Annotated in this window: 21 protein-coding genes; 12 read left to right on the plus strand and 9 right to left on the minus strand. The window is 60.2% G+C overall.

Features of this window, described 5'->3' with window-relative positions; translation table 11 throughout:
* Nucleotides 1–70 precede the first annotated feature (70 nt).
* A complete protein-coding gene (locus tag BW33_RS27790) occupies nucleotides 71–3,919 on the minus strand; it encodes a sensor domain-containing protein (protein WP_047602612.1) in 3,849 nt (1,282 codons plus the stop codon).
* A 295-nt stretch (nucleotides 3,920–4,214) separates the two neighbouring features.
* On the opposite strand from BW33_RS27790, the gene ettA reads away from it, so the two are divergent.
* Together ettA and gdhA are read left to right on the plus strand one after the other, a co-directional pair.
* Nucleotides 4,215–5,879, plus strand: a complete 1,665-nt coding sequence (gene ettA, locus BW33_RS27795; RefSeq protein WP_003228391.1) for an energy-dependent translational throttle protein EttA — start codon at nucleotides 4,215–4,217, stop codon at nucleotides 5,877–5,879.
* A gap of 349 nt (nucleotides 5,880–6,228) precedes the next feature.
* Complete coding sequence (gdhA, locus tag BW33_RS27800) at nucleotides 6,229–7,566, plus strand: NADP-specific glutamate dehydrogenase (protein WP_047602613.1); 1,338 nt, start codon at nucleotides 6,229–6,231, stop codon at nucleotides 7,564–7,566.
* Here gdhA and BW33_RS27805 read toward each other — a convergent pair.
* The 4 genes from BW33_RS27805 to BW33_RS27820 form a co-directional block, all read right to left on the minus strand.
* Nucleotides 7,563–8,057 carry a GreA/GreB family elongation factor gene (locus tag BW33_RS27805; RefSeq protein WP_047602614.1) on the minus strand — a complete coding sequence of 165 codons (495 nt, stop codon included), beginning with the start codon at nucleotides 8,055–8,057 and terminating at the stop codon, nucleotides 7,563–7,565. The two genes, gdhA and BW33_RS27805, sit on opposite strands and share 4 nt — an antisense overlap.
* A gap of 71 nt (nucleotides 8,058–8,128) precedes the next feature.
* Entirely contained in the window at nucleotides 8,129–8,485 is a 357-nt protein-coding gene (locus tag BW33_RS27810) for a hypothetical protein (RefSeq protein ID WP_003228385.1), read from the minus strand.
* 154 nt (nucleotides 8,486–8,639) lie between these two features.
* Nucleotides 8,640–10,493, minus strand: coding sequence for an Lnb N-terminal periplasmic domain-containing protein (locus BW33_RS27815; protein ID WP_047602615.1), 1,854 nt, complete (start codon nucleotides 10,491–10,493; stop codon nucleotides 8,640–8,642).
* Between the two features lie 266 nt (nucleotides 10,494–10,759).
* Nucleotides 10,760–11,248, minus strand: a complete 489-nt coding sequence (locus BW33_RS27820; RefSeq protein WP_047602616.1) for a DUF3015 domain-containing protein — start codon at nucleotides 11,246–11,248, stop codon at nucleotides 10,760–10,762.
* A 300-nt stretch (nucleotides 11,249–11,548) separates the two neighbouring features.
* Between BW33_RS27820 and BW33_RS27825 the strand changes: the two genes are divergently transcribed.
* Nucleotides 11,549–13,987, plus strand: a complete 2,439-nt coding sequence (locus BW33_RS27825; protein ID WP_047602617.1) for a Lon protease family protein — start codon at nucleotides 11,549–11,551, stop codon at nucleotides 13,985–13,987.
* A gap of 311 nt (nucleotides 13,988–14,298) precedes the next feature.
* On the plus strand, nucleotides 14,299–14,628 hold the full coding sequence (locus BW33_RS27830; RefSeq protein ID WP_007963794.1) for a PA4575 family protein: 330 nt from the start codon (nucleotides 14,299–14,301) through the stop codon (nucleotides 14,626–14,628).
* Between the two features lie 6 nt (nucleotides 14,629–14,634).
* Here the strand turns inward: BW33_RS27830 and BW33_RS27835 are convergent, their stop codons facing one another.
* A complete protein-coding gene (locus BW33_RS27835) occupies nucleotides 14,635–16,467 on the minus strand; it encodes a hypothetical protein (protein ID WP_047602618.1) in 1,833 nt (610 codons plus the stop codon).
* 174 nt (nucleotides 16,468–16,641) lie between these two features.
* Here BW33_RS27835 and BW33_RS27840 point away from each other — a divergent pair, with 174 nt between their 5' ends.
* From BW33_RS27840 to BW33_RS27850, 3 genes are all read left to right on the plus strand, one after another.
* Nucleotides 16,642–17,130 (plus strand): TIGR00645 family protein, encoded by a 489-nt coding sequence (locus BW33_RS27840; protein WP_007950967.1) that lies wholly within the window; start codon nucleotides 16,642–16,644, stop codon nucleotides 17,128–17,130.
* Nucleotides 17,131–17,265: 135 nt separating this feature from the next.
* Nucleotides 17,266–17,571, plus strand: coding sequence for a DUF6482 family protein (locus BW33_RS27845; RefSeq protein WP_047602619.1), 306 nt, complete (start codon nucleotides 17,266–17,268; stop codon nucleotides 17,569–17,571).
* Nucleotides 17,572–17,693: 122 nt separating this feature from the next.
* Nucleotides 17,694–18,311: an FKBP-type peptidyl-prolyl cis-trans isomerase gene (locus BW33_RS27850; RefSeq protein ID WP_003228367.1), complete on the plus strand. Its 618-nt coding sequence runs from the start codon at nucleotides 17,694–17,696 to the stop codon at nucleotides 18,309–18,311.
* 131 nt (nucleotides 18,312–18,442) lie between these two features.
* Here the strand turns inward: BW33_RS27850 and BW33_RS27855 are convergent, their stop codons facing one another.
* The 3 genes from BW33_RS27855 to BW33_RS27865 form a co-directional block, all read right to left on the minus strand.
* Nucleotides 18,443–18,700, minus strand: coding sequence for a PA4570 family protein (locus BW33_RS27855; RefSeq protein WP_003228365.1), 258 nt, complete (start codon nucleotides 18,698–18,700; stop codon nucleotides 18,443–18,445).
* 207 nt (nucleotides 18,701–18,907) lie between these two features.
* Entirely contained in the window at nucleotides 18,908–19,249 is a 342-nt protein-coding gene (locus tag BW33_RS27860) for a zinc ribbon domain-containing protein YjdM (RefSeq protein ID WP_025108781.1), read from the minus strand.
* A gap of 159 nt (nucleotides 19,250–19,408) precedes the next feature.
* A complete protein-coding gene (locus tag BW33_RS27865; protein ID WP_007950962.1) occupies nucleotides 19,409–20,377 on the minus strand; it encodes a polyprenyl synthetase family protein in 969 nt (322 codons plus the stop codon).
* A gap of 241 nt (nucleotides 20,378–20,618) precedes the next feature.
* On the opposite strand from BW33_RS27865, the gene rplU reads away from it, so the two are divergent.
* The 5 genes from rplU to BW33_RS27890 all read left to right on the plus strand — a co-directional run bounded on the left by rplU (nucleotide 20,619) and on the right by BW33_RS27890 (nucleotide 24,357).
* Complete coding sequence (rplU, locus tag BW33_RS27870; RefSeq protein ID WP_003228361.1) at nucleotides 20,619–20,930, plus strand: 50S ribosomal protein L21; 312 nt, start codon at nucleotides 20,619–20,621, stop codon at nucleotides 20,928–20,930.
* Nucleotides 20,931–20,965: 35 nt separating this feature from the next.
* Nucleotides 20,966–21,223: a 50S ribosomal protein L27 gene (gene rpmA / locus BW33_RS27875; RefSeq protein WP_003228360.1), complete on the plus strand. Its 258-nt coding sequence runs from the start codon at nucleotides 20,966–20,968 to the stop codon at nucleotides 21,221–21,223.
* Nucleotides 21,224–21,417: 194 nt separating this feature from the next.
* Nucleotides 21,418–22,641 carry an Obg family GTPase CgtA gene (gene cgtA, locus BW33_RS27880; RefSeq protein WP_003228358.1) on the plus strand — a complete coding sequence of 408 codons (1,224 nt, stop codon included), beginning with the start codon at nucleotides 21,418–21,420 and terminating at the stop codon, nucleotides 22,639–22,641.
* 118 nt (nucleotides 22,642–22,759) lie between these two features.
* Complete coding sequence (gene proB / locus BW33_RS27885; RefSeq protein ID WP_047602620.1) at nucleotides 22,760–23,878, plus strand: glutamate 5-kinase; 1,119 nt, start codon at nucleotides 22,760–22,762, stop codon at nucleotides 23,876–23,878.
* 11 nt (nucleotides 23,879–23,889) lie between these two features.
* Complete coding sequence (locus BW33_RS27890; RefSeq protein ID WP_003228353.1) at nucleotides 23,890–24,357, plus strand: CreA family protein; 468 nt, start codon at nucleotides 23,890–23,892, stop codon at nucleotides 24,355–24,357.
* Nucleotides 24,358–24,412 lie beyond the last annotated feature (55 nt).

Below are 24,412 nucleotides of genomic sequence, written 5' to 3' on the forward strand. Positions count from 1 at the left end.
CGGGGCTGATTCCGAATACTGTGACCGACATCAATCCCTGTAGGAGCTGCCGAAGGCTGCGATCTTTTCTTCAGTCGAACATGAAGAGGGCGTCATTGCTGAACTGCGCTTCAAACCGCCCCGCCGGCATCGGCCGGCCGAACAGATAGCCCTGCACTTCATCGCAACCGTGCTCGCGCAGGAAGTCCAGTTGCTCATGGGTTTCCACGCCTTCGGCGATGACCGCCAGATTGAGGCTGTGGGCCATGGCGATGATTGCGCGGGCGATCTGCGCGTCCTGTTCGCCGGACGGCAGGCCGTCGACGAAGGTGCGGTCGATCTTCAGCACGTCGATCGGAAACTGCTTGAGGTAGTTCAGCGACGAATAACCGGTACCGAAATCGTCGACCGCAATGCTCAGGCCGAGGTTCTTCAGCCCGGCGAGGATCTGCATCGCCTCGCTGACTTCGCGCATCAGGATACTTTCGGTCAGTTCCAGCTCCAGACACGCCGGCGGCAGGCCGGTTTCGCGCAGGATCGTGGCGATACGCGTACCGAGCTGGCCATCGGAGAACTGCCGCGCCGAAATGTTCACCGAGACCTTCGGCACGCGCACCCGATTCTGGTGCCAGGTCTTGAGCTGGCGGCAGGCTTCGCTGATCACCCAGTCTCCGACGTCCACTACCAGACCGAGCTCCTCCAGCACCGGAATGAAATCCCCCGGCGGCACCAGTCCACGACGCGGATGACGCCAGCGCAGCAGCGCTTCGGCGCCAGTCAGGCGTTTGCCGTCGCCGCTGAATTGCGGCTGGTAATACAGGACGAATTCGTTCTGCTCCAGCGCATGGCGCAAGTCGCTTTCCAGCTCCAGACGTTCCAGCGCACTGGCGTTCATGTCGGCCTGATAGAACTGGAAGTTGTTCTTGCCGCGCTCCTTGGCGTGGTACATCGCGGTGTCGGCGTTCTTCATCAACTGGCTGAGCTCGTTGCCATCCTGCGGGCTCAGGGCGATGCCGATACTGGCGGTGACGAAGAACTCGCGCCCTTCCAGCACGAACGGGCGCACCAGACTGGCGAGGATCTGCTCGGCCACGTGAATCGCCCGGTTCAGCGCCATTTCGCGGCTGGAGCGGTGCTGCAGGAGCAAGGTGAACTCGTCACCGCCCATGCGCGCCACGGTGTCGTCATCGTCAACGCAGGCCAGCAACCGCGTGGCCATGTCTTTCAACATGCGGTCGCCAGCCGCGTGGCCGAGGGAGTCGTTGATCGGCTTGAAGCGGTCGAGGTCGAGGAACATCAGCACCACCCACGACTTCTGCCGTTCGGCCGATTGCAGCGCGGTGTGCAGTCGATCCTGGAACAGCGTGCGGTTCGGCAGGTGGGTCAGGGCGTCGTAGTAGGCGAGGCGATGGATGCGCTGCTCGCTGGCCTTGCGCTCGCTGATGTCGCTGAAGAAGCACACGTAACTGGCCAAGTCGCCTTCATCGTCGAGTACCGCAGTGATGCCGACCCACGCCGGGTAATGCTCGCCGTTACGGCGCTTGAGCCAGACTTCGCCTTCCCAGGTGCTGTGCTGGTGCAATTGCTTGAGCACGTAGCGCAGGTGCGCGTCCTGTTGCTCGTCGACGGTGAGCATGTTCGGCAACTGATCGAGCACTTCCGACACCGCGTAACCGCTGACCCGGCTGAAGGCTTCGTTGGCCTGTACGATGTAACCGGCGGGGTCGGTGATCAGGATCGCCGAAGTCGAGTGCTCGAATACCGTGGCGGCCATGCGCAGGTCTTTTTCGGCGCGGCGTTGCTGGCTGATGTCGCGGCCGACGCCGAGCACGCCTTCGAACGCACCGTGTTCGTCCCATACCAGCACCAGCCGCAGTTCGATCGGGATCTTGCGGCCGTCGGCGCGCAGGCAGTCGAACAGGAACATCTGGGTCTGCACCTGATTGCGCAACACTGCCAGTTGTTCAGGCTTGTCGAGCGCTTTGCTGACCCGGTCCATCAAGGTGTAGATGCCGGATAGCTGTTGCGGGTTGGCGATGGTCGATTGCCAGCCGTTCTGGAAGATCCACTCGGCGTCGTAACCCAGTACCGCCTGCACCGACGGGCTGACGTAGTTCAGCGACAGCTTGCTGTCAGTGGAGAAAATCACGTCGCTGATGCTTTCGGCGAGCATGCGGTAGCGCTGCTCGCTGTCGCGCAACGATTCACTGGCCTCGATCTGCTCGGTGATGTCCTTGGCCACGCCGATGATCCGCGTGACCTGATCGTGCTTGTCACGGGCCAGCGCCTGCTCACGAATATCGAAGCGCCGCCATTTGCCGTCGCGATGACGGAAGCGCAATTGGCATTGCAACAACTGGCTGTACCCGGCGTGCCGCTGCATCTGCCGCGAGCGATGGTAGTAGTCGGCGTCTTCCGGGTGCAGGAGGATTTCCCAGAAGTACTCGCCCATCTGATGCAGCTCGGTGCGGTTGTAACCGAGGGTCTGGCCGAGGTGGTGGTTGCTGAAAATCATCCGCTGGCTGATCACGTCCTGCACATACAGATGATCCGGCACGGTGCGCACCACGTCCGACCAGAAACCTTCGCGCTCCAGCAACGACAGTTCGATCAGCTTGCGGCTGGTGATGTCGTTGATGCTCAGGATCACCGCTTTATAGTCGTGTTGTTCCTCAGGCAGGCGCAGGACCATCCACAGGTGCTGATCGCGGCCGTTGATGTCCGGCAGTCTGATTTCCAGCTCCAGCTGTTTTTGCTGCTGCAGAACCGCGTCGAGCACCTGGTTGCCGATGGCGCACTGGCTGTGCGGATGGCCGTCGATCAGCAACTGCCAGGCGTGCTCGCAGGAATTGACATTGAGCAGTTGCAGCGCCACCTGATTGACCTCGGTGACGCGCAGTTCTTGCAGCAGTTGCTGGCGCTGGGCCGGTTGCTCGAGCCAGGCCTTGAGCTGGTCGCTGGTCTGGATCTGTGCCTTGTCGAACACCTGCTTGAGGCCGGACAGATCAAGCACACACAAAGCGACGCCGGTGCCTTCGAAGATGTCCTGATAGCGCCGGCGGCCTTCATGCAACTGACGTTGGCGGCGACGCATGTTGAGCAGCGCGATCACCGGCAACATCGAGAACGCCAGGCCCAGCAGGCATTTGCCGATGAACGCCGGCAGCAGTTCTTCGAGTACGCGCTGGCGATCGAACAGCCCGCGCAACTGCCAGTCGCTGCTGCTCAGCGGCACGGTCAGCACGGTGTTGGCCATGTCGTCCGGGCTCAGCACCCCGGGCCGGGCGGAAGATAACGTTTCGTCGCGGCTGATGATTTGATGGTTGAGACGGTTTTCCACCAGCCACAACGGGCGGATGCCGGTTTCGCCCAGCTTGGTCAGCGAGTCGAAGAAGGTCGGGGTCAGGCGCAATACCCAGTAGCCGCGCGTGCTGCCGCTGGCCTGATGCAACAACAGATGCACCACCGAGCCGTCGTCGGCGTTGCTGAAGTAATGTGCCTGGGCGCGGCTGCGGCGCACCAGTTCAGCGAGGTAATCGGCGTCGTGGCTGTCGCTGGCGCTGTCGTTGAGGATTTTCCCGGACGGGCTGAGCAGGGCCAGGCTGCGCAGATCCGGCAGCGATTGCTGGAGCTTGCGCAGCAGCGCCTGCTGTTCGTCGGACGATTGCGGCTGTTCGACGATCGGTAGCAGGTTGAGGGCGATTTGCGCATTCAGCGACATGTTCAGGCTGACCTGCGAGGCCAGGTCGGCCGTGTAGTCGATGGTGTACTGGCGCTGGTTTTTCTGGGTCTCGCGCAATTGATCGAGCAGTTGCCAGAACAGCAATGCCAGCAGCAAAAGTACCAGCGTTGCCAATACCCCCTTCAATGTTCCGCGCAGGGGCGTGCCGGTCCCCGGATTGGACGCGCTCACAGAAGCTGGCGGGGTAACGTTGGACAAGCTGAAATCCTGCGGTTTGGCTGGACTGGCGCGACGTGCACTATAAGCCGGACGCCCGAAGGGCGGCTAGCATGCCTTGAGTTGTGGCGAAGTGCCAGCCCCACTCGGCTGGACTGCCACCGGTCATTAAGGTAGCTTTGCCGGTTACGCGGGAGCGTTCCAGCTCCTAGAATCAGACTTTTTTCCGCGCGCACGCATTGATGGCCATCAAGTGGTCTAGTGAACGACGCGCATCGGTCTGGCCGGGCATCGCCTGCGCTCCAATCATTCATCTGTCACTGACCCAAGGTTCTCCATGGCTCAATACGTCTTCACCATGCATCGGCTGGGCAAAGTTGTTCCGCCGAAGCGGGAAATCCTGAAAAACATTTCGCTGTCGTTCTTCCCCGGCGCCAAGATCGGCGTACTCGGCCTCAACGGTTCGGGTAAATCCACGCTGCTGAAAATCATGGCCGGCGTCGACACCGAGTTCGAGGGCGAAGCCCGTCCGATGCCGGACCTGAACATCGGTTATCTGCCGCAAGAGCCACAACTTGATCCGACCAAGACCGTGCGTGAAGTGGTCGAGGAAGCCGTCAGCGTGATCAAGGATGCGCAAGCGCGTCTGGACGAGGTCTACGCCGCCTACGCCGATCCGGATGCCGACTTCGACAAGCTGGCTGCCGAACAGGCCAAGCTCGAAGCGATCCTGCAGGCCAGCGATGGTCACAACCTGGAGCGTCAACTGGAAGTCGCTGCCGACGCCCTGCGTCTGCCGGCCTGGGACGCCAAGGTCGAACACCTGTCCGGTGGTGAAAAACGTCGTGTGGCCCTGTGCCGTCTGCTGCTGTCCGCTCCGGACATGCTGCTGCTCGACGAACCGACCAACCACTTGGACGCTGATTCGGTGGCGTGGCTGGAGCACTTCCTGCACGACTTCCCGGGCACCGTGGTCGCGATCACGCACGACCGTTACTTCCTCGACAACGTTGCCGGTTGGATTCTGGAACTCGACCGTGGCGCCGGCATTCCTTACGAGGGCAACTACTCGGGTTGGCTCGAAGCCAAGTCCGATCGTCTGGCGGCCGAATCCAAGCAGCAGTCGGCTCACGAAAAAGCCATGAAGGAAGAACTGGAGTGGGTGCGCAAAGGCGCGAAAGCCCGTCAGTCGAAATCCAAGGCACGTCTGCAACGCTTCGAAGAAATGCAGTCGCAGGAATTCCAGAAGCGTTCGGAAACCAACGAGATCTACATCCCGGCCGGTCCGCGTCTGGGTGACAAGGTCATCGAATTCAAGAACGTCACCAAGGGCTACGGCGATCGCGTCCTGATCGACAACCTGTCGTTCTCCATGCCAAAAGGCGCCATCGTCGGCGTGATCGGTGGTAACGGTGCCGGTAAGTCGACCCTGTTCCGCATGCTGATGGGCAAGGAAACTCCGGATTCCGGCACCATCGAAGTCGGCGAAACCGTGCAACTGGCCTGCGTTGACCAGAGCCGCGAAGACCTCGACGGCAGCAAGACTGTGTTCCAGCAGATCTCCGACGGTTCCGATCAGATCCGCATCGGCAACTACGAGATCCCGTCGCGCACTTATGTCGGTCGCTTCAACTTCAAGGGCGGCGACCAGCAGAAGTTCGTCAAGGATCTGTCCGGTGGTGAGCGCGGTCGTCTGCACCTGGCGCTGACCCTGAAGGAGGGCGGTAACGTCCTGCTGCTCGACGAACCGTCCAACGACCTCGACGTTGAAACCCTGCGTTCCCTGGAAGAAGCTCTGCTGGACTTCCCGGGCGCCGCCATTGTGATCTCTCACGATCGCTGGTTCCTGGACCGCGTCGCGACCCACATCCTGGCGTACGAAGACGACTCGCAAGCGGTGTTCTTCGAAGGCAACTACACCGAGTACGAAGCCGACCGTAAAAAGCGTCTTGGCGAAGCGGCGGCCCAGCCACACCGGGTACGTCACAAGAAACTGGCCTGATTCGGGTTGGTTGGGTGAAAAAGCGGAGCCTTCGGGCTCCGTTTTTTTTGCCCGGGTTTTTTCAGCAATACCGCAGCGCGGCCATCGCGAGCAGGCTCACTCCTACAATTGAAATACGGTCCCCTGTAGGAGTGAGCCTGCTCGCGATAGCGGTGTAACTGTTGGTGCATTACTTCGATTTGACCTCCCCATTCAGGTGCAAAACCAGCTCAAAAAACCGCCTGATTTATATCCTGTGCACCATTTAATTTCATAACTGCGACATTTTGCGCTGTTCCTGTGCGCAAATCGTTTGCTACAGTCCGGCTCAATCGCTTCCAACGACAATAAATTTGCCGAGACTTTTCCCATGATCGAATCCGTCGAATCCTTCCTCGCCCGACTGAAAAAACGCGACCCGGATCAACCCGAATTCCACCAGGCTGTCGAAGAAGTTCTGCGCAGTCTGTGGCCGTTTCTCGAAGCCAACCCACGCTACCTGACCTCAGGCATTCTGGAGCGCATCTGCGAGCCGGAGCGCGCCGTGGTGTTCCGCGTGTCGTGGGTCGACGATCAGGGCAAGGTCCAGGTCAATCGCGGTTTCCGCATTCAGATGAACAGCGCGATCGGCCCGTACAAGGGCGGCTTGCGCTTTCATCCTTCGGTGAACATGGGCGTGCTGAAGTTTCTCGCCTTCGAGCAGACTTTCAAGAACTCCCTGACCTCGTTGCCCATGGGCGGCGGCAAGGGCGGTTCGGACTTTGATCCGAAGGGCAAGAGCGACGCCGAAGTCATGCGTTTCTGCCAGGCGTTCATGAGCGAGCTGTACCGGCACATCGGTGCTGATGTTGACGTGCCGGCCGGTGACATCGGTGTCGGGGCACGCGAGATCGGCTTCCTGTTCGGTCAGTACAAACGCTTGAGCAACCAGTTCACCAGCGTGTTGACCGGCAAAGGCATGACCTACGGCGGCAGCCTGATTCGTCCGGAAGCCACCGGTTTCGGTTGCGTGTACTTCGCCGAAGAAATGCTCAAGCGCCGCGGGCAGACCGTCGAAGGCAAGCGCGTGGCGATCTCCGGTTCCGGCAATGTCGCGCAGTACGCCGCGCGCAAAGTCATGGATCTGGGCGGCAAGGTGATTTCGCTGTCCGACTCCGAAGGTACGCTGTACTGCGAATCCGGCCTGAGCGAAGAGCAGTGGCTGGCGCTGCTGGAACTGAAAAACGTCAAACGCGGGCGCATCAGCGAGCTGGCCACCGCGTTCGGTCTGGAGTTCCGCGCCGGTCAGTTGCCGTGGTCATTGCCGTGCGACATCGCGCTGCCCTGCGCAACGCAGAACGAACTCGACGCCGAATCTGCTCGTACGCTGCTGCGCAATGGCTGCGTGTGCGTGGCCGAAGGCGCGAACATGCCGACCACGCTTGCGGCTGTGGATATCTTCATCGAGGCCGGCATTCTGTTCGCCCCGGGCAAAGCGTCGAACGCCGGTGGGGTCGCGGTCAGCGGGCTGGAGATGTCGCAGAACGCCATGCGCCTGCTGTGGACGGCGGGCGAGGTAGACAGCAAGCTGCACGCAATCATGCAGTCGATTCACCACGCCTGCGTGCATTACGGCGAAGAGAACGGGCGGATCAACTACGTCAAGGGCGCGAACATCGCCGGCTTCGTCAAAGTCGCTGATGCGATGCTCGCGCAGGGTGTGGTTTAAGCCGGTTCGATGCGAATCACTTCAATCACCTGATCGCCAGCGGGGCGCTGCCATAGCACTTCGTCATTGAGCCGGGCGCCGAGTAGCGCCCGGCCCAGCGGCGAAGCCCAATTGATCAGGCCCTGACTGGCGTCGGCCTGATCTTCGCCGACCAATTGCACCCGACTTTCGGTGTTGTGTTCGTCGGCGTAGGTCACCCAGCTGCCAATCTGCACCTTGTCGGTAGAGGTCGCGGGGGCAGCGACCTGCGCGCTACCCAGACGTTGATTGAAATAGCGCAGATCCCGTTGCAGATCGGCCAGCCGTTGCTTGTCGGCCTGTTCGCCCTGGGCCGATTGCTCGGCGTGCAGGGCTTGCAGTTCGGCGACTTTGGCCTGCAACTGTGCCAACCCCTGTGGGGTGACGTAATTGGGCTGCGCGCTGATCTGCCGTTCGACGGGCTGATCGGCTTGCGCGGCGGCATTGTCCTCGTTGACGAAAGCGCGGCTCATGCTGTCCTCCTCTGCAAAGAGTTTGGGCCATGGTCGCCGGCATTTGGTTTCACCGGATGTCTGGAAGCGACCTATTGCGAGCGATAAGCCCGCCCGGCGTCCTGATCTTTCTGCTGCTGCCAGGCGCGCTCGCGTTCGTCCCAGTGCTCGTTGCGATACTCCTCGCGATCCTTGTTTTCGAGCATCGCCTGACACTGGCGAAAGCCGTCGGTCCAGCCTTCGGCGTATTGCTTGTCCTTGAGATAGCGCGGCACGTTCTTGCGAAACTCGCCGCTGATCGAACCGGCGGCTTGCCGGCCACTGACGCAGCCATCGTCAAAACCGTCGGCGAAGGCCGGTGGATAACCTTTGGCAATCAAGTCTTCGTGGGTGGTCTGGCAACCCCCGAGCAACAGCACAACACCCAACAGCCCCGCACACCGCCACATCGCACTCTCCCGCGCCGGTTCTCGGCTTATGGGGAAAGTCTAGAAGGTGATTCGTTGATGGGGTGTGAAAGGAAGATCAAAAGATCGCAGCCTGCGGCAGCTCCTACAGGAAAAATTCATTCCCAATGTAGGCGCTGCCGCAGGCTGCGATCTTTTAATAGTGATACCACTTCACTTCGAGCATCACTTCGGTTTCCGGGGTTGCGACGTGACTGAACTCACGCTGCGCACTCAAGCGTAAACCGAGGTTGCGCGACAGCTCCCACTGCTGGTTCAGGCTCAGACTGCGGCGTACTTCGCCGTTGGTGAAGTAATCGCCCTTGGCCTCGACGCTCATATTGCCCAACGGGTTTTTCCACAGCACGCCGGTGTTGAAGCCAGCGGCCGGCGTGACGAATCCGGCGAAGTCATTGTTGTGCTCGATGCGCACTGTGCCGAGGGCAAAACCAAGCGTGTCTTCGCCCAACTGCCAGGTGCCGCCACCGCCGCCGTTGACGTGGCTGACCAGGGTTTCGTCATCATGCTTGCCCGGTACGCGCTCGAGGCCGCCAGTGACTTGCCACGACAGTGGCTGCAGCAGCTCATTGCGCGGGGTCAGCGAGCGGATGGTTGCCAGGTCCAGTTGCTGGAATTGCCACTGGTTGCCTTCGTACTGGCGCAGCTTCATCTGCAGGATTTCGATCTGCGCGCCGAGGGGGAAGCTCTCGGCGTTGTCGTTGAGATCGTGATAGGCCATGCGCAAGCCGTACTCGCCGAATGCACGATCACCTCGCGTGCCGATACCGGCCTGCCAGGTGCGTGATTCGTGGCCGTCTTCGGGCAGGCCCGGTTGTGGAATCTGCAGCTCCGGCGCCGGGTTCTTGTTGATCGCCCGCAGCAGTTCGAAGCTGCGTTGCGCCCGTTGCGGATCACGTTCCTGACCGTTGGCGCGGTAGCGTTCCAGACGATACGCCGCGTCGATGATCAGCGCCTGACGATCCCGGGGCAGGGCCTTGAAGGTCGGCTCCTGCAACAACTGTTGATCGGCGCTGACCTTCAGCACCCATTGCTGTTCTTCCTTGTTCAACGGTTCGGCGCGGCTGAGCAGTTCACGCTCGCGGGACGGGCGATACTCGATGCTTTCCACCAATCCGGCCTCTTTCACCGCTTTGACCGTATCGGTAGGGATAGCGGTCAGCGGGAATTGCTCGGTCAGGCGCAGGCTTGGACGCGCCACTTGCAGCAGTTCGAGCAGACGATAGGAGCAGTTTTCGTCGAAGAAGAAATAGTCGAACTGGATCTGCTTCAGCTCCCACACATGCTCGACCATGCGTGCGGTTTCGGCTTGCGTCAGGTTCAGCCGGTATTCCCACAGATCGCGGTTTTCCAGGCTGCGGTACTCGGAAAGTTTTTCCTGATACGGCACCAGCGAGAACAGCCCCGGGTAGCCACCCATCAAGCCTTTCCAGGCGTAGAGGATGCTGTTGTCCGAGCCTTCGATGTAGGCGCCGAAGTTGATCGCGTAACTCAGCAGTGAAGTCTTGTCGGCCTGCACGTCAGCCTGATCGATGCGCAACAGCGTGTGGCCGAACATCGACGACGGGCTGTTGAGGTAGGCCGCCGGGAAGATCATCACCGCGCTGTGCGGCGAGACGTCCTTGAACCACTTCTTGAATTCGGCGCAATCGGGGGCGGGCAGGTCGCTGAGGTTGAGCTGTACTTTCAGCCAGCGGGTACGCGCCGGGTAGACGCACTGCGCGTGTTGCTCGCCGAGACTGGCGGGGGCATACAGCGCTTGCACGGTGGCGGCCAGCTCATGGTCGGGGTGTTCGTTGCCATCGGGCGCGAGAAAGAATTTTTTGTCGCTGACATAGCTGCGCCAGCCGCCAAGCTTGGCGGTTTCGTAATGACCGAGGGAAATCCAGAAACGGTCGTTGGCCAGTTGCTGCAAACGTTGAGAGTCGATGTGAGGCGCGGCGGACAGCGGGGCGCAGACACAGAGCGCCAGCCAGGCAAGGCGTTTGAGCATAAGTGGCAACTTAAGTCGAAAGAAAAACAAAGACCCCGGGCGTTAATACAGACAAGTCAAACAGCACCCAACCTGTGGCGAGGGAGCTTGCTCCCGCTGGGGCCGGCAGCGGCCCCGCTATAAGAACCGGGAGCGCTGCGCACTCCAGCGGGAGCAAGCTCCCTCGCCACAGGGTTCAGCGCATGTCACAACTGACCTGCATCGCTCAAAAAGGGCGGGCCATAAAAACAAAACCCGCTTCCCGAAAGAAGCGGGTGGGGTCGAGCTTAAGCTTGAGTGGCGTACTTGGCCAGACGTGGGTCCGACTTCAGCACGGCCAGGGTGTTGGTATGCACGTCTTCTGCGGTCACGTCAGCCTTGCTGAAGATCTGCTGGAAGTGCTCGTGAGTGACAGCAGCGAAGTGCGCACGGTCTTCCGGCGCCACGCCCAGTACCACGGCGTAGGTCGTCAGCGCTTCGCCGTTGCCCTTGGCCATGTCTTCGGACAGCTCGTTCATCATGCCATTCATGGCGAACCAGGATTTACCGCCGTAGGTCAGCGACGCGTTGGTCGAGCAACCGTTGGTGCCGGAAGTCATACCGAACGTAGCGTTACCGGAGGTGCCGTTGGTGGAGGATGCCAGGAAGTGTGCCGGGGTGCCACGCTGACCTTCGAACAGCATGTTGCCCCAACCGCAATCCGGGCCACCCGGGGCTTGCGCCATGGCGTTGATGGAAACAGCGGTGAAGAGAGTACCGAGAAGAATCCGTTTCATAGCTTTGTTCTCTTTGTGTGCATACCAATGGACAGGGTTCTGGCCCCCCAGGCTCTGTGATAACAGACCCTTGAAGCGCCAGTGGGCCGGTATTAGTTCCAGCCGCGCAGTTTGGAGTTTAGGCACGTTCCGGGGGTTCCGTGATTTTTTACAAAAGATTTGGCGATAACCCCGGATTCACGGGAGTCGGTTCGGGGTTGGCCGCTTGTCTATGCTTTGTCTTGTGGCGCGCCTTGCCAGTGGGGTACGGGCAGCGCCAGAATGCCGCTATCTGCCCCGCCTGATTGTTAAGGAAGCCCGATGCCTGATCCTGTTGCTGCCAGCTTGCGTCTAGCGCCCGAAGCGCTGACCCGTCCGTTTTCCGCTGAACAGTTCAGCTTCACTACCACCAATGATCTGGAGCCCTTTCGCGGTGTGCTTGGCCAGGAACGTGCGGTCGAAGCCTTGCAGTTCGGTGTGGCCATGCCACGCCCCGGTTACAACGTCTTTGTCATGGGCGAACCCGGCACTGGCCGCTTTTCGTTCGTCAAACGCTACCTGAAGGCCGAAGGTAAACGCCTGCAGACCCCGGCGGACTGGGTCTACGTCAACAATTTCGATGAGCCGCGCGAACCCCGCGCACTGGAACTGCCTTCGGGAACGGCCGCTGCGTTCATCGGCGATATCAACGGGCTGATCGACAACCTGCTGGCGACGTTTCCGGCGGTGTTCGAACACCCGTCCTACCAGCAGAAGAAAAGCGCCATCGACCGCGCCTTCAACCAACGCTACGACAAGGCCCTGGACGTCATCGAGCGTCTGGCCCTGGAAAAAGACGTCGCCCTGTATCGTGACAGCAGCAACATCGCGTTCACCCCGATGCTTGAAGGCAAGGCGCTGGACGAGGCCGAATTCTCGCAATTGCCGGAAGCCGAACGTGAGCGTTTCCACGAGGACATTTCCGGCCTCGAAGAGCGTCTGAATGAAGAACTCGCCAGCCTGCCGCAGTGGAAGCGCGAGTCGAACAATCAGCTGCGTCAGCTCAACGAAGAAACCATCACCCTGGCCTTGCAGCCGTTGCTCTCGCCGTTGTCCGAGAAGTACGCGGAGAACGCCGCGGTCTGCGGTTACCTGCAAGCGATGCAGGTGTATCTGCTGAAAACCGTAGTCGAGCAACTGGTCGACGACAGCAAGACCGACGCCGTGGCGCGCAAGCTGCTCGAAGAGCAATACGCGCCGAGCCTGGTGGTGGGGCATCCGCACAGTGGCGGGGCGCCGGTGGTTTTCGAGCCGCATCCGACCTACGAAAACCTGTTCGGCCGTATCGAATACACCACCGATCAGGGCGCGCTCTACACCACTTATCGTCAGTTGCGCCCCGGTGCATTGCATCGCGCCAACGGCGGCTTCCTGATCCTGGAAGCGGAGAAAATGCTCAGCGAGCCGTTCGTGTGGGATGCGCTGAAACGCGCCCTTCAATCGCGCAAACTGAAAATGGAGTCGCCGCTGGGCGAGATGGGCCGTTTCGCCACGGTGACCCTCAACCCGCAGCACATTCCATTGCAGGTCAAAGTGGTGATCATCGGTGCGCGGCAGTTGTACTACACACTGCAGGACCTGGATCCGGACTTCCAGGAGATGTTCCGCGTGCTGGTCGACTTCGATGAAGACATCCCGATGGTCGACGAAAGCCTGGAGCAATTTGCCCAGTTGCTGAAAACCCGCACCTCGGAAGAAGGCATGGCGCCGCTGACCGCCGATGCGGTGGCGCGTCTGGCGACCTACAGCGCGCGGCTGGCCGAGCATCAGGGGCGTTTGTCGGCGCGTATCGGCGATCTGTTCCAACTGGTCAGCGAGGCGGACTTCATCCGCCATCTGGCCGGTGATGAAATGACCGATGCCGGGCACATCGAGCGTGCGCTGAAAGCCAAGGCCACGCGTACCGGTCGGGTCTCGGCGCGGATTCTCGACGACATGCTCGCCGGGATCATCCTGATCGACACCGACGGCGCCGCGGTCGGCAAGTGCAACGGGCTGACCGTACTCGAAGTCGGTGATTCGGCGTTCGGTGTGCCGGCGCGGATCTCCGCCACGGTGTATCCGGGCGGCAGCGGCATCGTCGACATCGAGCGCGAGGTCAACCTCGGGCAGCCGATCCACTCCAAGGGCGTGATGATTCTCACCGGGTATCTGGGCAGCCGGTACGCCCAGGAATTCCCGCTGGCGATTTCCGCGAGCATCGCGCTGGAGCAATCCTACGGTTACGTTGATGGCGACAGTGCGTCGCTGGGCGAGGCTTGCACGCTGATTTCGGCGCTGTCGAAAACTCCGCTCAAGCAGTGTTTTGCGATTACCGGTTCGATCAACCAGTTCGGCGAAGTGCAGGCGGTCGGCGGGGTCAACGAGAAGATCGAAGGTTTCTTCCGTCTCTGCGAAGCACGCGGGCTGACGGGCGAGCAGGGCGCGATCATTCCGCAGGCCAACGTCGCCACGCTGATGCTCGACGAGAAGGTGCTGGCGGCGGTGCGCGCCGGGCAGTTCCACGTGTACGCCGTGCGTCAGGCTGACGAGGCGCTGAGCCTGTTGGTCGGTGAGCCGGCCGGTGAGCCGGATGCTGACGGTCAGTTCCCCGAGGGCAGCGTCAATGCGCGCGTGGTCGAGCGTCTGCGGGTGATTGCCGAGATGATCAGTGAAGACGATCTGAAAGAGGCCGAGAAGGAGTTGGCGCAGGAGGCGTTGGTAGAAGCCAAACCTGCGTAAGCCTCAACGCGGTCAAACTGTAGGAGTGAGCCTGCTCGCGATAGCGGAGTGTCAGTCAACGAATGATTGCTCTGACATACCGCTATCGCGAGCAGACTCACTCCTACATTTGTTTTTTGGTGTAACTCAGGGAAAAGTGCCACTACTCTGGCGTCAGAATTCACACAATGACCATTCGGCGCCTTCTGGTTCTATGCGGCTTGCGCGGCGGACTTTTCTTCTATTCTCTGCTCAAGGACATCGACAGTATCACTGGATCGAAACAGCCTTCGCGTGAAGGCTGAATACAGGTTTTACCGAGGGTCGCCGCCATGTCGCGCAACCTCTGCCTCACCCGTCAATGCCTGGGTCTTGTGACCCGCATCGAATGCGCCATCAAACCGCTGGCCGGCGACAATGGCATGTGGACCTTGCTCTTCGCTGCCGGCATGGCCGGCGAACAACCTTCCGCCATCAAGGCCCAGGGCCCGTTTCACGGGCCGGTCGCCGCCGAGTCGATTCTCGACACCATTGTTGAAAGCCTGACGATGCACGGCTACGAGCTGGCCGACGATCCGCAGATCTGGAGCCTGCACCTGCAGGCACAGCTGCGCCAGATCAATGGTGGGCGTGGGCGTACGGTCGGCGTATTCGACCACTAGGCGCAATCATGGCGCGGTGTCGGACTGCTGCGCCTTGTCGAGTTTGACCTCAAAGCCGTATTGCACGGTATTGAGTTCGGTTCGCTGATAGGTCTCCACGTGCGTTGGACGACCATAGAAGTAATGCACGCCGAACAGCGCCGGGCCTTCTGCACTCGCGTCATGACTGACTGAGAGTATCTGTTTCAGGTAGTTGCCGCTGTCGTCCTTGACGAAGAATCGCCAGGCGTTGGCCGGGAACCGTTTCAGGTCCACCACCAGCGTGTTGTTCTTGATCTCCAGGCCTTTGGGCAGCGACTTGACGTCGTAGGTTTGCTTGTCGACGGTTGCGAGAAACAATGGCATCGAGCCCACGGCAATCGCCGGGGTTTCCGGGAACAGGTTCAAATCGTAAGTGATGGTCGCTTGCAGCGGATCGACCTGATACGCCTCGGGCGGCAGTTCGATCGGCTCATCGAGTTTGCCACTGCGTTTCTCGGTGAAGAACGTCACCGGGCTTTCGCCCGGGCTGAAATCATCGCCGAGCAGCTCATCGTTGAAGGTGCGCCGGTGGGAGAACTCGATGCGTGCAGCGCTGGGCTCTTCCACGGACTGATGGATGCGAATGCCGGCCTTCAACGCTTCCTCGGTGAGGCTCGCACCCTTGAGCCAGTTCGGCGCCAGGTCGTCATAGACGACCACCGCCGGGTCCAGCGGCTGGATGGCTTTTTCCGTGCTGTGCTGACTGAAGGTGCGCACCGGGAGATCCAGCGCCTTGCGGGTTACGGTTGCCGATGAGAAATCCAGCACGCTGACTTCCAGGGTGTCGACGGGGCCGTTGAAGTAGACCTTGTTGTAGCGGCGTGGATGTTGCTGCTCGAAGGCGTGCTGTTCGTCCTCCAGCTGTTTTTCCAGTGCCTCGCTCCAGGTTTTTTGCTGTTGCAGATGCGCCAGTTGTTTCTCGTAGAAAGCCACCTGTGCTGGACTCTCGTTGATCGAACCGGCGCGTACCAGGTATTGCCCGGTGGTGTCGCGGGCCTGAACGATCAACGGATTGAGCGGCGTGCCTTCGACTTCGGGGGCCAGTGGCAGGTTGTTGCTGAATTCGACTTCGGCGTAGTTTTTTGCAAGCTTCAGCAGGGTGACGCTGAGGTTGTCATCGGTGCGGGTCTGGCCGACGTCCTTCTGGCTCAGGTTGAAGCTGAACAAGCGGCGTGGCGCGATGACTTCGACTTTGCCTTGCAGGCTCACCGGTTGCGGCTGCGTCTTCTTGTCCACGTCCAGGCCTTCGATGAACGGGTAGGTCACGGTCAGGTCATCGGGGTTGGTGACATTGGAGCTGGACGGGCTCAACTGAATGCCGGGATCGGTTTCCGACCACTCCGGCTGATAGCCAATCACCCGTTTGTTGCTCAGGGTCACTGACTGCCATTCCACGCCATGCGGAAACAGAAAACCGCCGGGAACGTTCAGGTTGAACGGGAACACTGGTTGCAGGTCGGTGAGGTAGTCGGAGCTGGCGTCCTTGTGCAGCACGAACAGGCCGTTGATGAAGGTATCGACCAGCGCCTGCGGCGAAGGGTAGTGCTTGAGGATGCCGAGGGCGTCTTCGCCGTAGACGGTTTTCAGCGGGGTGCTGTCGAGCTTGAGCTGCGCGCGTTCGAGCAGTAGCAGCGAGCCACCGAGTTCGGTCACGGCGTCCTTGAGTTTCGGGTCGGCGATGGCGTCCAGTGAATGTTCGAAGGTTGCCGTCTTTGCTTCGAGGCTGACCGAGGGTTTTTTCTCTTCACCGGGCGAGCAGCCTCCCAGCAGCAGAGCGAGGCAAATTCCGGCAGTCGTCAACGGCAATCCCACATGCATTTCCAGTCGTCCTGTCCACTTTCGCTAGGCGGTCAATGGTTTGGACAGTAGCAGAAAAAAAATCACCGACACACGCAGGTTGCGGTGATTGGAGGTGCGAGCCGAGCGGTTTCTGGCTGTCACGGGCGGCTGGTATACTCGCCGCCGATTTCAATCCTTATTGTGTGAGAGTCAATGGAACGCTTTATCGAAAATGCAATGTACGCCACGCGCTGGCTGCTGGCGCCGATCTATATCGGGCTGTCCCTTGGGCTGCTGGCGCTGGCATTGAAATTCTTCCAGGAAGTGTTTCATGTCATTCCCAACGTGTTCTCCATGGCCGAATCCGAGCTGATTCTGGTGCTGCTGTCGCTGATCGACATGGCGCTGGTGGGCGGCTTGCTGGTGATGGTGATGATTTCCGGCTACGAGAACTTCGTGTCCGAGCTGAACATCGACGAGGGCAAAGAGAAGCTCAGCTGGCTGGGTACCATGGACTCCTCGTCGCTGAAGATGAAAGTGGCGGCGTCGATCGTGGCGATTTCCTCGATCCACCTGCTACGGATCTTCATGGACGCCAAGAACGTCGATCCCGAGCACCTGATGTGGTACGTGATCATCCACATGACCTTCGTGATCTCGGCGTTTGCCATGGGCTATCTGGACAAGCTCACCAAGCACTGATCATTGATTGATCGCTGCAAAAATACCGCCCGTCTGTTGCGAAACAGACGGGCGGTGTCGTTTATGGCTTGTGCTTTGGTGCGTGCGGGCATATCCCTGTAGAGGTCCTGGCTCGCCACCGCACGAGGTGCGTTCATGAACCTGCAAGAGTTGAATGCGTTTGCCATCGCCAGAAAGGTCGATGAGCTGAACCTGATCTCCATGGAGGGCGGGATTTATCTGCTCGAAGCGCGGATGCATGGGGCGGCGTATCCGCTCAGCGATCCGAAAGGGCAGATGCTGACACTGCGTTCGGTGGAGCATGCACGGGATTTGCTGCATAACTTTCCGGTGCTGCCGTTCAACCTTGTGCACACCTCGGTGCACGACGAAATGTGCGGCCTGTCCGGCAGCGTCGATGAAAGCCTGAAAATGCCGCTGGCCTGGCGCTCGGCCCTGTAGGCGTTGCGCCCCATCGCCGGGCATCTGTGCTAGTCTGCTCGCCCTTTTAGGTTCCGGGCGCGCCGGGACGCGCTGTGCACGCACGGCAAGTCTGATGGCCGTCCGCACAGCGGAGCAGTGTCATGTCCGAAGTAAATCTGTCCACCGACGAAACCCGCGTCAGCTACGGTATTGGCCGTCAGCTGGGTGACCAGCTGCGCGACAACCCGCCACCGGGTGTCAGCCTGGACGCCATCCTGGCCGGTCTGACCGACGCATTCGCCGGCAAACCAAGCCGCGTGGATCAGGAAGCCATGTCCGCCAGCTTCAAAGTGATCCGCGAGATCATGCAAGCCGAAGCCGCTGCCAAAGCTGAAGCTGCTGCCGGCGAAGGCCGTGCTTTCCTGGCTGAAAACGCCAAGAAAGAAGGCATCACCACCCTGGCTTCCGGCCTGCAATTCGAAGTGCTGACCCAGGGCGAAGGCGCCAAGCCATCCCGTGAAGACACCGTGCGTACTCACTACCACGGCATGCTGATCGACGGCACCGTGTTCGACAGCTCCTACGATCGTGGCCAGCCAGCAGAATTCCCGGTAGGCGGCGTGATCGCCGGCTGGACCGAAGCTCTGCAACTGATGAATGCTGGCAGCAAATGGCGCCTGTACGTGCCGAGCGAACTGGCTTACGGCGCTCAAGGCGTTGGCAGCATCCCGCCGCACAGCGTTCTGGTATTCGACGTCGAGCTGCTGGACGTTCTGTAATTCCGGGCCTGCCTACATGGCGGGCTAATGCAGGAGTGAGCCTGCTCGCGATGGCGTCTGTTCAGTCGACTACTCGGTTGCCTGATATGCCACTCTCGCGAGCAGGCTCACTCCTGCAGTTTTTTGGGGCTTCATATTTCGATCTTGTGATGCAGCTCATTGGTCGGGCGCAAGGCCCGGGCATAGCAGAACAGGAACAGATTGCGCACCAGCTCCTTGAGCACCAACGGTTCGCTGGAATTCAGGCTGCTGACGTCCAGATCACCCTGATCCTGCAGCTCATGCAGGGCTTCTTCTTCCAGTACCGCGCAGACTTCTCCGGTTTCCCGATGCAGGATCCTGAGGTACGGATGTGGGCGATCCAGCCAGGCGTCGATCAAATAAGTCATGGGTCTCATCTCCTTGAAAGGTTTCAATGAGAATAATTCTTATTCGTAAAATAGCAAGTGCCTATTGGCGGAATGCGATTTTTTCCGGGTAAAGATTGCGTAAGGTCAAATCGGCTGGCGTCTGGCTATTACGCGAACATGAGGGAGGGGAAAGCGCGGAGGGCGTTTCACCATCCCGCGGCGGGCGCGGGATGGATGACAGCAGGATCAGACCTTTCTGACGAACTCTGACTTGAGCTTCATCGGGCCGATGCCATCGATCTTGCAGTCGATGTCGTGGTCGCCATCGCACAGGCGGATATTCTTCACCTTGGTGCCGACCTTGACCACCAGCGAGGTGCCCTTGACCTTCAGGTCCTTGATCACGGTGATGGTGTCGCCGTCCTGAAGCACGTTGCCTACCGAATCTTTCTTCACGGCATCATCGGATGCCACTTCAGCTTCGCCGCTGGCCGACCACTCGTGGGCGCACTCAGGGCAGATCAGTTGGGCACCGTCTTCGTAGGTGTATTCGGAATTGCATTTCGGGCAGGGTGGCAACGTGCTCACTAAGGCTCCTTGGAGAGGGGATCGCTAAAAGTCGCACATTATATAGGGTTTTCTTTGTGTGGGGAGCCAAAAGCAAAAGATCGCAGCCTTCGGCAGCTCCTGCAGGTGATATGCAGGAGCTGCCGAAGGCTGCGATCTTTTGATCTTGCTTCAGCGATATCAGTGCGTGCGGGCGACCGCAAACTCGCTCAGTTCTACCAGTGCATCGCGGTATTCGCTGGCCGGCAGCGCGTCGAGGCACTTGATCGCACGGGCCACGTAGTCGCGGGCCAGTTGTGCGGTGTACTCCAGCGAACCCGAGGCTTCCACGGCGATGCGGATGCTTTCGAGGTCTTCGATCCCGCCTTTCTGGATCGCCTGGCGGACCAGAGCAGCCTGCTCGGGTGTGCCTTCACGCATGGTGTAGATCAACGGCAGGGTCGGTTTGCCTTCGGCCAGATCGTCACCGACGTTCTTGCCCAGGGTCTCGGCGTCGCCCTTGTAGTCCAGCAGGTCGTCGACCAGTTGGAACGCCACGCCGAGGTGATCACCGAAGGTGCGCAGGGCTTCGCTCTGCTCGGCGGTGGCACCGGCCAGTGCGGCAGCGCTGTGGGTCGAGGCTTCGAAGAGCATCGCGGTCTTGCCGCGAATGACTTCCATGTAGGTTTCTTCGGTGGTGCTGGCGTCGCGTACCTTGGACAGCTGCAACACTTCACCTTCGGCGATGATGCGCGTGGCCTGGGACAGGATCTTCATCACCGGCATCGAACCCAGCTCGACCATCATTTCGAACGAGCGCGAGTACAGGAAGTCGCCGACCAGCACGCTTGGGGCGTTGCCCCACATGGCGTTGGCGGTCGAGCGGCCACGGCGCATGCCGGACATGTCGACCACGTCGTCATGCAGCAGGGTTGCGGTGTGCAGGAATTCGATGGTGGCGGCCAGCAGGCGCATGTCGTCGCCTTCGCGACCCAGGGCCTTGCCGCACAGCAGCACCAATAAAGGACGCAGGCGTTTGCCGCCGGCCGAGGTGATGTAATCGCCGATTTTCGATACCAGCGGCACTCGGGAAGTCAGCTGCTTCTTGATGATGCCGTCGACGGCGCTAAAATCGTCCGCCACCGCGCGGTAGAAAGCTTGGGGTTGCATCAGCGACAGTTGCTCCAGAAGGGTTGCGCGGCATGCTAGGACCCCCACCGGGGCCTGTCAAGGCGCGATGGACGGCCTCTTGCGTGACTCTCGATGCTTGCGTACAATCGCGCACCCTGAACTTCCTGGGCAGCACCTGCCTTACGCAATTGCACTTGGGCCGTTCCAGCCCCATGCAGCCATGCCAGCCAATACCTCTTCTTATAAAGAGCTGGGTGAGCAGGATTATCGGAGAAATACCATGTACGCAGTAATCGTTACCGGCGGTAAGCAATACAAGGTCGCTGAAGGTGAATACCTGAAGATCGAAAAACTGGAAGTCGCTACTGGCGAATCCGTGACTTTTGACCGCGTTCTGCTGGTCGCCAATGGCGACGACGTGAACATCGGCGCACCTGTTGTTGCTGGCGCAACCGTCAAGGCTGAAGTGATCTCCCAAGGTCGTCACGATAAAGTCCGCATCATCAAGTTCCGTCGCCGTAAGCACCACATGAAGCGTATGGGCCACCGCCAGTGGTTCACCGAGATCAAAATCACCGGTATTCAGGCTTAATTACAGCCTAATTCCTCACTAGGAGAATTGAACTCATGGCACACAAAAAAGCTGGTGGTAGTACCCGTAACGGTCGCGACTCAGAAGCCAAACGCCTTGGCGTGAAGATGTATGGCGGCCAGGTCATCAAGGCCGGCAACATCATCGTGCGTCAGCGCGGCACCCAATTCCACGCTGGCTACGGCGTTGGCATGGGTAAAGATCACACCCTCTTCGCGAAAATCGAAGGCGTGATCAAGTTTGAAGTAAAAGGCGCCTTCGGTCGTCGTTACGTGAGCGTTGTCGCGGCTTAATCGCGAGATCGCTGGAAGAGCCCTGTCTTGCGACGGGGCTTTTTCGTTTGTGGGGTGAGTCTCTTGCAAAACTGTTTGTATGGGCTGTCGGCGTGCGATGCAGGTCGTGTTTTGGGGTCGCTGCGCTCATTTTTGCAAGAGTCTTATGTCTTGATTGTTTTTCGGCTCGTCCGTATGGCGAGAGGCGTTGAGTTATGAAGTTTGTAGACGAAGTATCGATCCGCGTAAAAGCTGGCGACGGCGGCAATGGCTGCATGAGTTTCCGTCGGGAAAAATTCATTGAAAACGGTGGTCCGAACGGCGGTGACGGCGGTGACGGCGGTTCCATCTACATGATGGCCGACGAGAACCTCAATACCCTGGTCGACTACCGTTACACCCGGCACTTCGATGCCGAGCGTGGCTCCAACGGCGGCAGCACCGATTGCACCGGCAAGAAGGGTGAAGACCTGATCCTGCGCGTGCCGGTCGGTACCACCGTGATTGACTCGGCCACCCAGGAAGTGATTGGCGACCTGACCAAGGCTGGCCAGAAACTGATGGTAGTGCAGGGTGGTTGGCACGGTCTGGGCAACACCCGTTTCAAATCCAGTACCAACCGTGCGCCGCGCCAGACCACTCCGGGCAAGCCGGGTGAGCAGCGCGACCTGAAGCTGGAAATGAAAGTGCTGGCTGATGTCGGTCTGCTGGGCTTGCCGAATGCTGGTAAAAGTACCTTTATCCGTTCGGTGTCGGCGGCCAAGCCGAAAGTTGCCGACTACCCGTTCACCACGCTGGTGCCGAACCTGGGTGTGGTCAGCGTTGATCGCTGGAAAAGCTTCGTCATTGCCGACATTCCGGGGTTGATCGAAGGTGCTTCCGACGGCGCCGGTCTGGGTATTCGTTTCCTCAAGCACCTGGCGCGTACGCGTCTGTTGCTGCACCTCGTCGACATGGCGCCGCTGGATGACACCAGTGCACCGGACGCGGCCGAAGTGATCGTCAACGAGCTGGTCAAATTCAGCCCCTCGCTGGCCGAGCGTGATCGCTGGCTGGTGCTGAACAAATGCGACCAGATCCTTGAAGAAGAGCACGAAGAGCGCGTCAAGGAAATCGTTGATCGCCTGCAGTGGGAAGGTCCGGTCTATGTGATCTCGGCCATCGCCAAAGAAGGCACCGAGCGCCTGACCCGCGACATCATGCGTTATCTGGAAGATCGTGCCGATCGCCTGGCCAACGACCCTGCGTACAAGGAAGAGCTGGCCGATCTCGATCAGCGCATCGAAGATGAAGCCCGTGCACAGTTGCAGGCGCTGGATGACAAGCGTGCCCTGCGTCGCAGCGGCGTGAAGTCGGTCCACGACATCGGCGACGATGACTGGGACGAAGAAGATGTGGATGATGAAGACGGTCCGGAAATCATTTACGTGCGCGACTGATCTGTTGCGATAAACTTGAACGCCGCTCAATCGAGCGGCGTTTTGGTATCTGGAAATCGGTAGTCACGATTAACGGGCAGCGCTGGGTCGCGCTGTCCTCAAGCTAAGGTTGAAGATGATGCGGAGCAAGGTGACAGGTGCGCAGCGTTGGGTCGTGAAGATCGGCAGCGCTTTGCTGACAGCTGATGGCAAAGGGCTGGATCGTGCGGCAATGAGTGTCTGGGTCGAGCAGATGGTCGCCCTGCATGAGGCGGGTGTCGAGTTGGTGCTGGTGTCCTCCGGGGCGGTGGCTGCCGGCATGAGTCGCCTGGGCTGGACCGCACGACCCAGTGCGATGCACGAGCTCCAGGCCGCAGCTGCAATTGGCCAGATGGGGCTGGTGCAGGCTTGGGAGTCGAGCTTTGCCGAGCATGGTCGGCACACCGCGCAGATTCTCCTGACTCACGATGACTTGTCCGACCGCAAGCGCTACCTCAACGCTCGCAGCACCCTGCGTGCGCTGGTCGATCTGAAAGTCATTCCGGTGATCAATGAAAACGACACCGTCGTCACCGACGAGATTCGTTTCGGCGACAACGACACGCTCGCGGCGCTGGTGGCCAACCTGGTCGAGGCTGATCTGCTGGTGATCCTCACTGATCGCGATGGCATGTTCGATGCCGATCCGCGCAACAATCCTGATGCGCAGCTGATTTACGAAGCGCGCGCCGATGATCCGACCCTGGATGCGGTGGCGGGCGGCACTGGTGGTGCGCTGGGGCGTGGCGGCATGCAGACCAAGCTGCGTGCGGCGCGTCTGGCGGCGCGTTCCGGGGCGCACACCATCATTGTTGGTGGTCGCCTGGAGCGTGTGCTCGATCGCCTGAAGGCTGGCGAGCGCATTGGTACGCTGCTGTCGCCTGAGCGCGGCATGCTGGCGGCGCGCAAACAGTGGCTGGCCGGGCATCTGCAGACTCGCGGCACGCTGGTGCTGGACGAGGGTGCGGTGTCGGCATTGTCGCAAGGTAACAAGAGCTTGCTGCCGGTCGGCGTGAAATTGGTCCAGGGCAGTTTCCGCCGTGGCGAAATGGTGGTTTGCGTGGCGCCGGACGGTCGCGAGATTGCTCGCGGTCTGGCCAACTACAGTGCGCTTGAGGCGCAAAAAATCATTGGTCAGTCGTCGGACGCAATTGTCGGCGTGCTGGGCTACATGGCTGAGCCGGAACTGGTTCACCGTGACAACCTGATTCTGGTCTAAGGAAAAACGCGATGCGCATGGCAAAAGGATTGTTGGGTCTGCTGATGGCGTTGCCATTGCTGGCCTCGGCCGAGGAAATCGGTCAGGTGTCGACGGTGTTCAAGTTCGTCGGCCCGAACGACCGGATCGTGGTCGAGGCTTTCGATGATCCGAAGGTCGACGGCGTGACCTGCTACCTGTCTCGCGCCAAGACGGGTGGGGTGAAGGGTGGCCTGGGTCTGGCCGAGGATCGCGCCGAGGCGTCGATTGCCTGCCGTCAGGTCGGTCCGATCAAGTTCAAGGGCGAGCTGAAGGATGGTGACGAGGTGTTCAAGGAGCGCACGTCGCTGGTGTTCAAGACCATGCAGGTGGTGCGCTTCCTCGACAAGAAGCGCAATACGCTGGTGTACCTGGTCTACAGCGATCGCGTGATCGAAGGCAGTCCGCAGAATGCGGTGACGGCGATCCCGATCGTGCCGTGGGTGCCGGTCCAGCAATAACACCGCAAAACCAATTGTAGGAGTGAGCCTGTTCCGGGCGGCCGGAACAGGCTCA

It is taken from the genome of Pseudomonas sp. RIT288, from assembly GCF_000631985.1.
Taxonomy (GTDB): Bacteria; Pseudomonadota; Gammaproteobacteria; order Pseudomonadales; family Pseudomonadaceae; genus Aquipseudomonas.

Coding starts and splice junctions, on each gene's coding strand:
- BW33_RS27840 (WP_007950967.1), top strand. CDS start 16,642: ATGGAACGCTTTATCGAAAATGCAATGTACGCCACGCGCTGGCTGCTG.
- BW33_RS27890 (WP_003228353.1), top strand. CDS start 23,890: ATGCGCATGGCAAAAGGATTGTTGGGTCTGCTGATGGCGTTGCCATTG.
- BW33_RS27825 (WP_047602617.1), top strand. CDS start 11,549: ATGCCTGATCCTGTTGCTGCCAGCTTGCGTCTAGCGCCCGAAGCGCTG.
- BW33_RS27855 (WP_003228365.1), bottom strand. CDS start 18,700: ATGACTTATTTGATCGACGCCTGGCTGGATCGCCCACATCCGTACCTC.
- BW33_RS27820 (WP_047602616.1), bottom strand. CDS start 11,248: ATGAAACGGATTCTTCTCGGTACTCTCTTCACCGCTGTTTCCATCAAC.
- BW33_RS27815 (WP_047602615.1), bottom strand. CDS start 10,493: ATGCTCAAACGCCTTGCCTGGCTGGCGCTCTGTGTCTGCGCCCCGCTG.
- BW33_RS27865 (WP_007950962.1), bottom strand. CDS start 20,377: ATGCAACCCCAAGCTTTCTACCGCGCGGTGGCGGACGATTTTAGCGCC.
- BW33_RS27805 (WP_047602614.1), bottom strand. CDS start 8,057: ATGAGCCGCGCTTTCGTCAACGAGGACAATGCCGCCGCGCAAGCCGAT.
- BW33_RS27810 (WP_003228385.1), bottom strand. CDS start 8,485: ATGTGGCGGTGTGCGGGGCTGTTGGGTGTTGTGCTGTTGCTCGGGGGT.
- BW33_RS27835 (WP_047602618.1), bottom strand. CDS start 16,467: ATGCATGTGGGATTGCCGTTGACGACTGCCGGAATTTGCCTCGCTCTG.
- ettA (WP_003228391.1), top strand. CDS start 4,215: ATGGCTCAATACGTCTTCACCATGCATCGGCTGGGCAAAGTTGTTCCG.
- rplU (WP_003228361.1), top strand. CDS start 20,619: ATGTACGCAGTAATCGTTACCGGCGGTAAGCAATACAAGGTCGCTGAA.
- BW33_RS27830 (WP_007963794.1), top strand. CDS start 14,299: ATGTCGCGCAACCTCTGCCTCACCCGTCAATGCCTGGGTCTTGTGACC.
- BW33_RS27845 (WP_047602619.1), top strand. CDS start 17,266: ATGAACCTGCAAGAGTTGAATGCGTTTGCCATCGCCAGAAAGGTCGAT.
- rpmA (WP_003228360.1), top strand. CDS start 20,966: ATGGCACACAAAAAAGCTGGTGGTAGTACCCGTAACGGTCGCGACTCA.
- gdhA (WP_047602613.1), top strand. CDS start 6,229: ATGATCGAATCCGTCGAATCCTTCCTCGCCCGACTGAAAAAACGCGAC.
- cgtA (WP_003228358.1), top strand. CDS start 21,418: ATGAAGTTTGTAGACGAAGTATCGATCCGCGTAAAAGCTGGCGACGGC.
- BW33_RS27850 (WP_003228367.1), top strand. CDS start 17,694: ATGTCCGAAGTAAATCTGTCCACCGACGAAACCCGCGTCAGCTACGGT.
- proB (WP_047602620.1), top strand. CDS start 22,760: ATGCGGAGCAAGGTGACAGGTGCGCAGCGTTGGGTCGTGAAGATCGGC.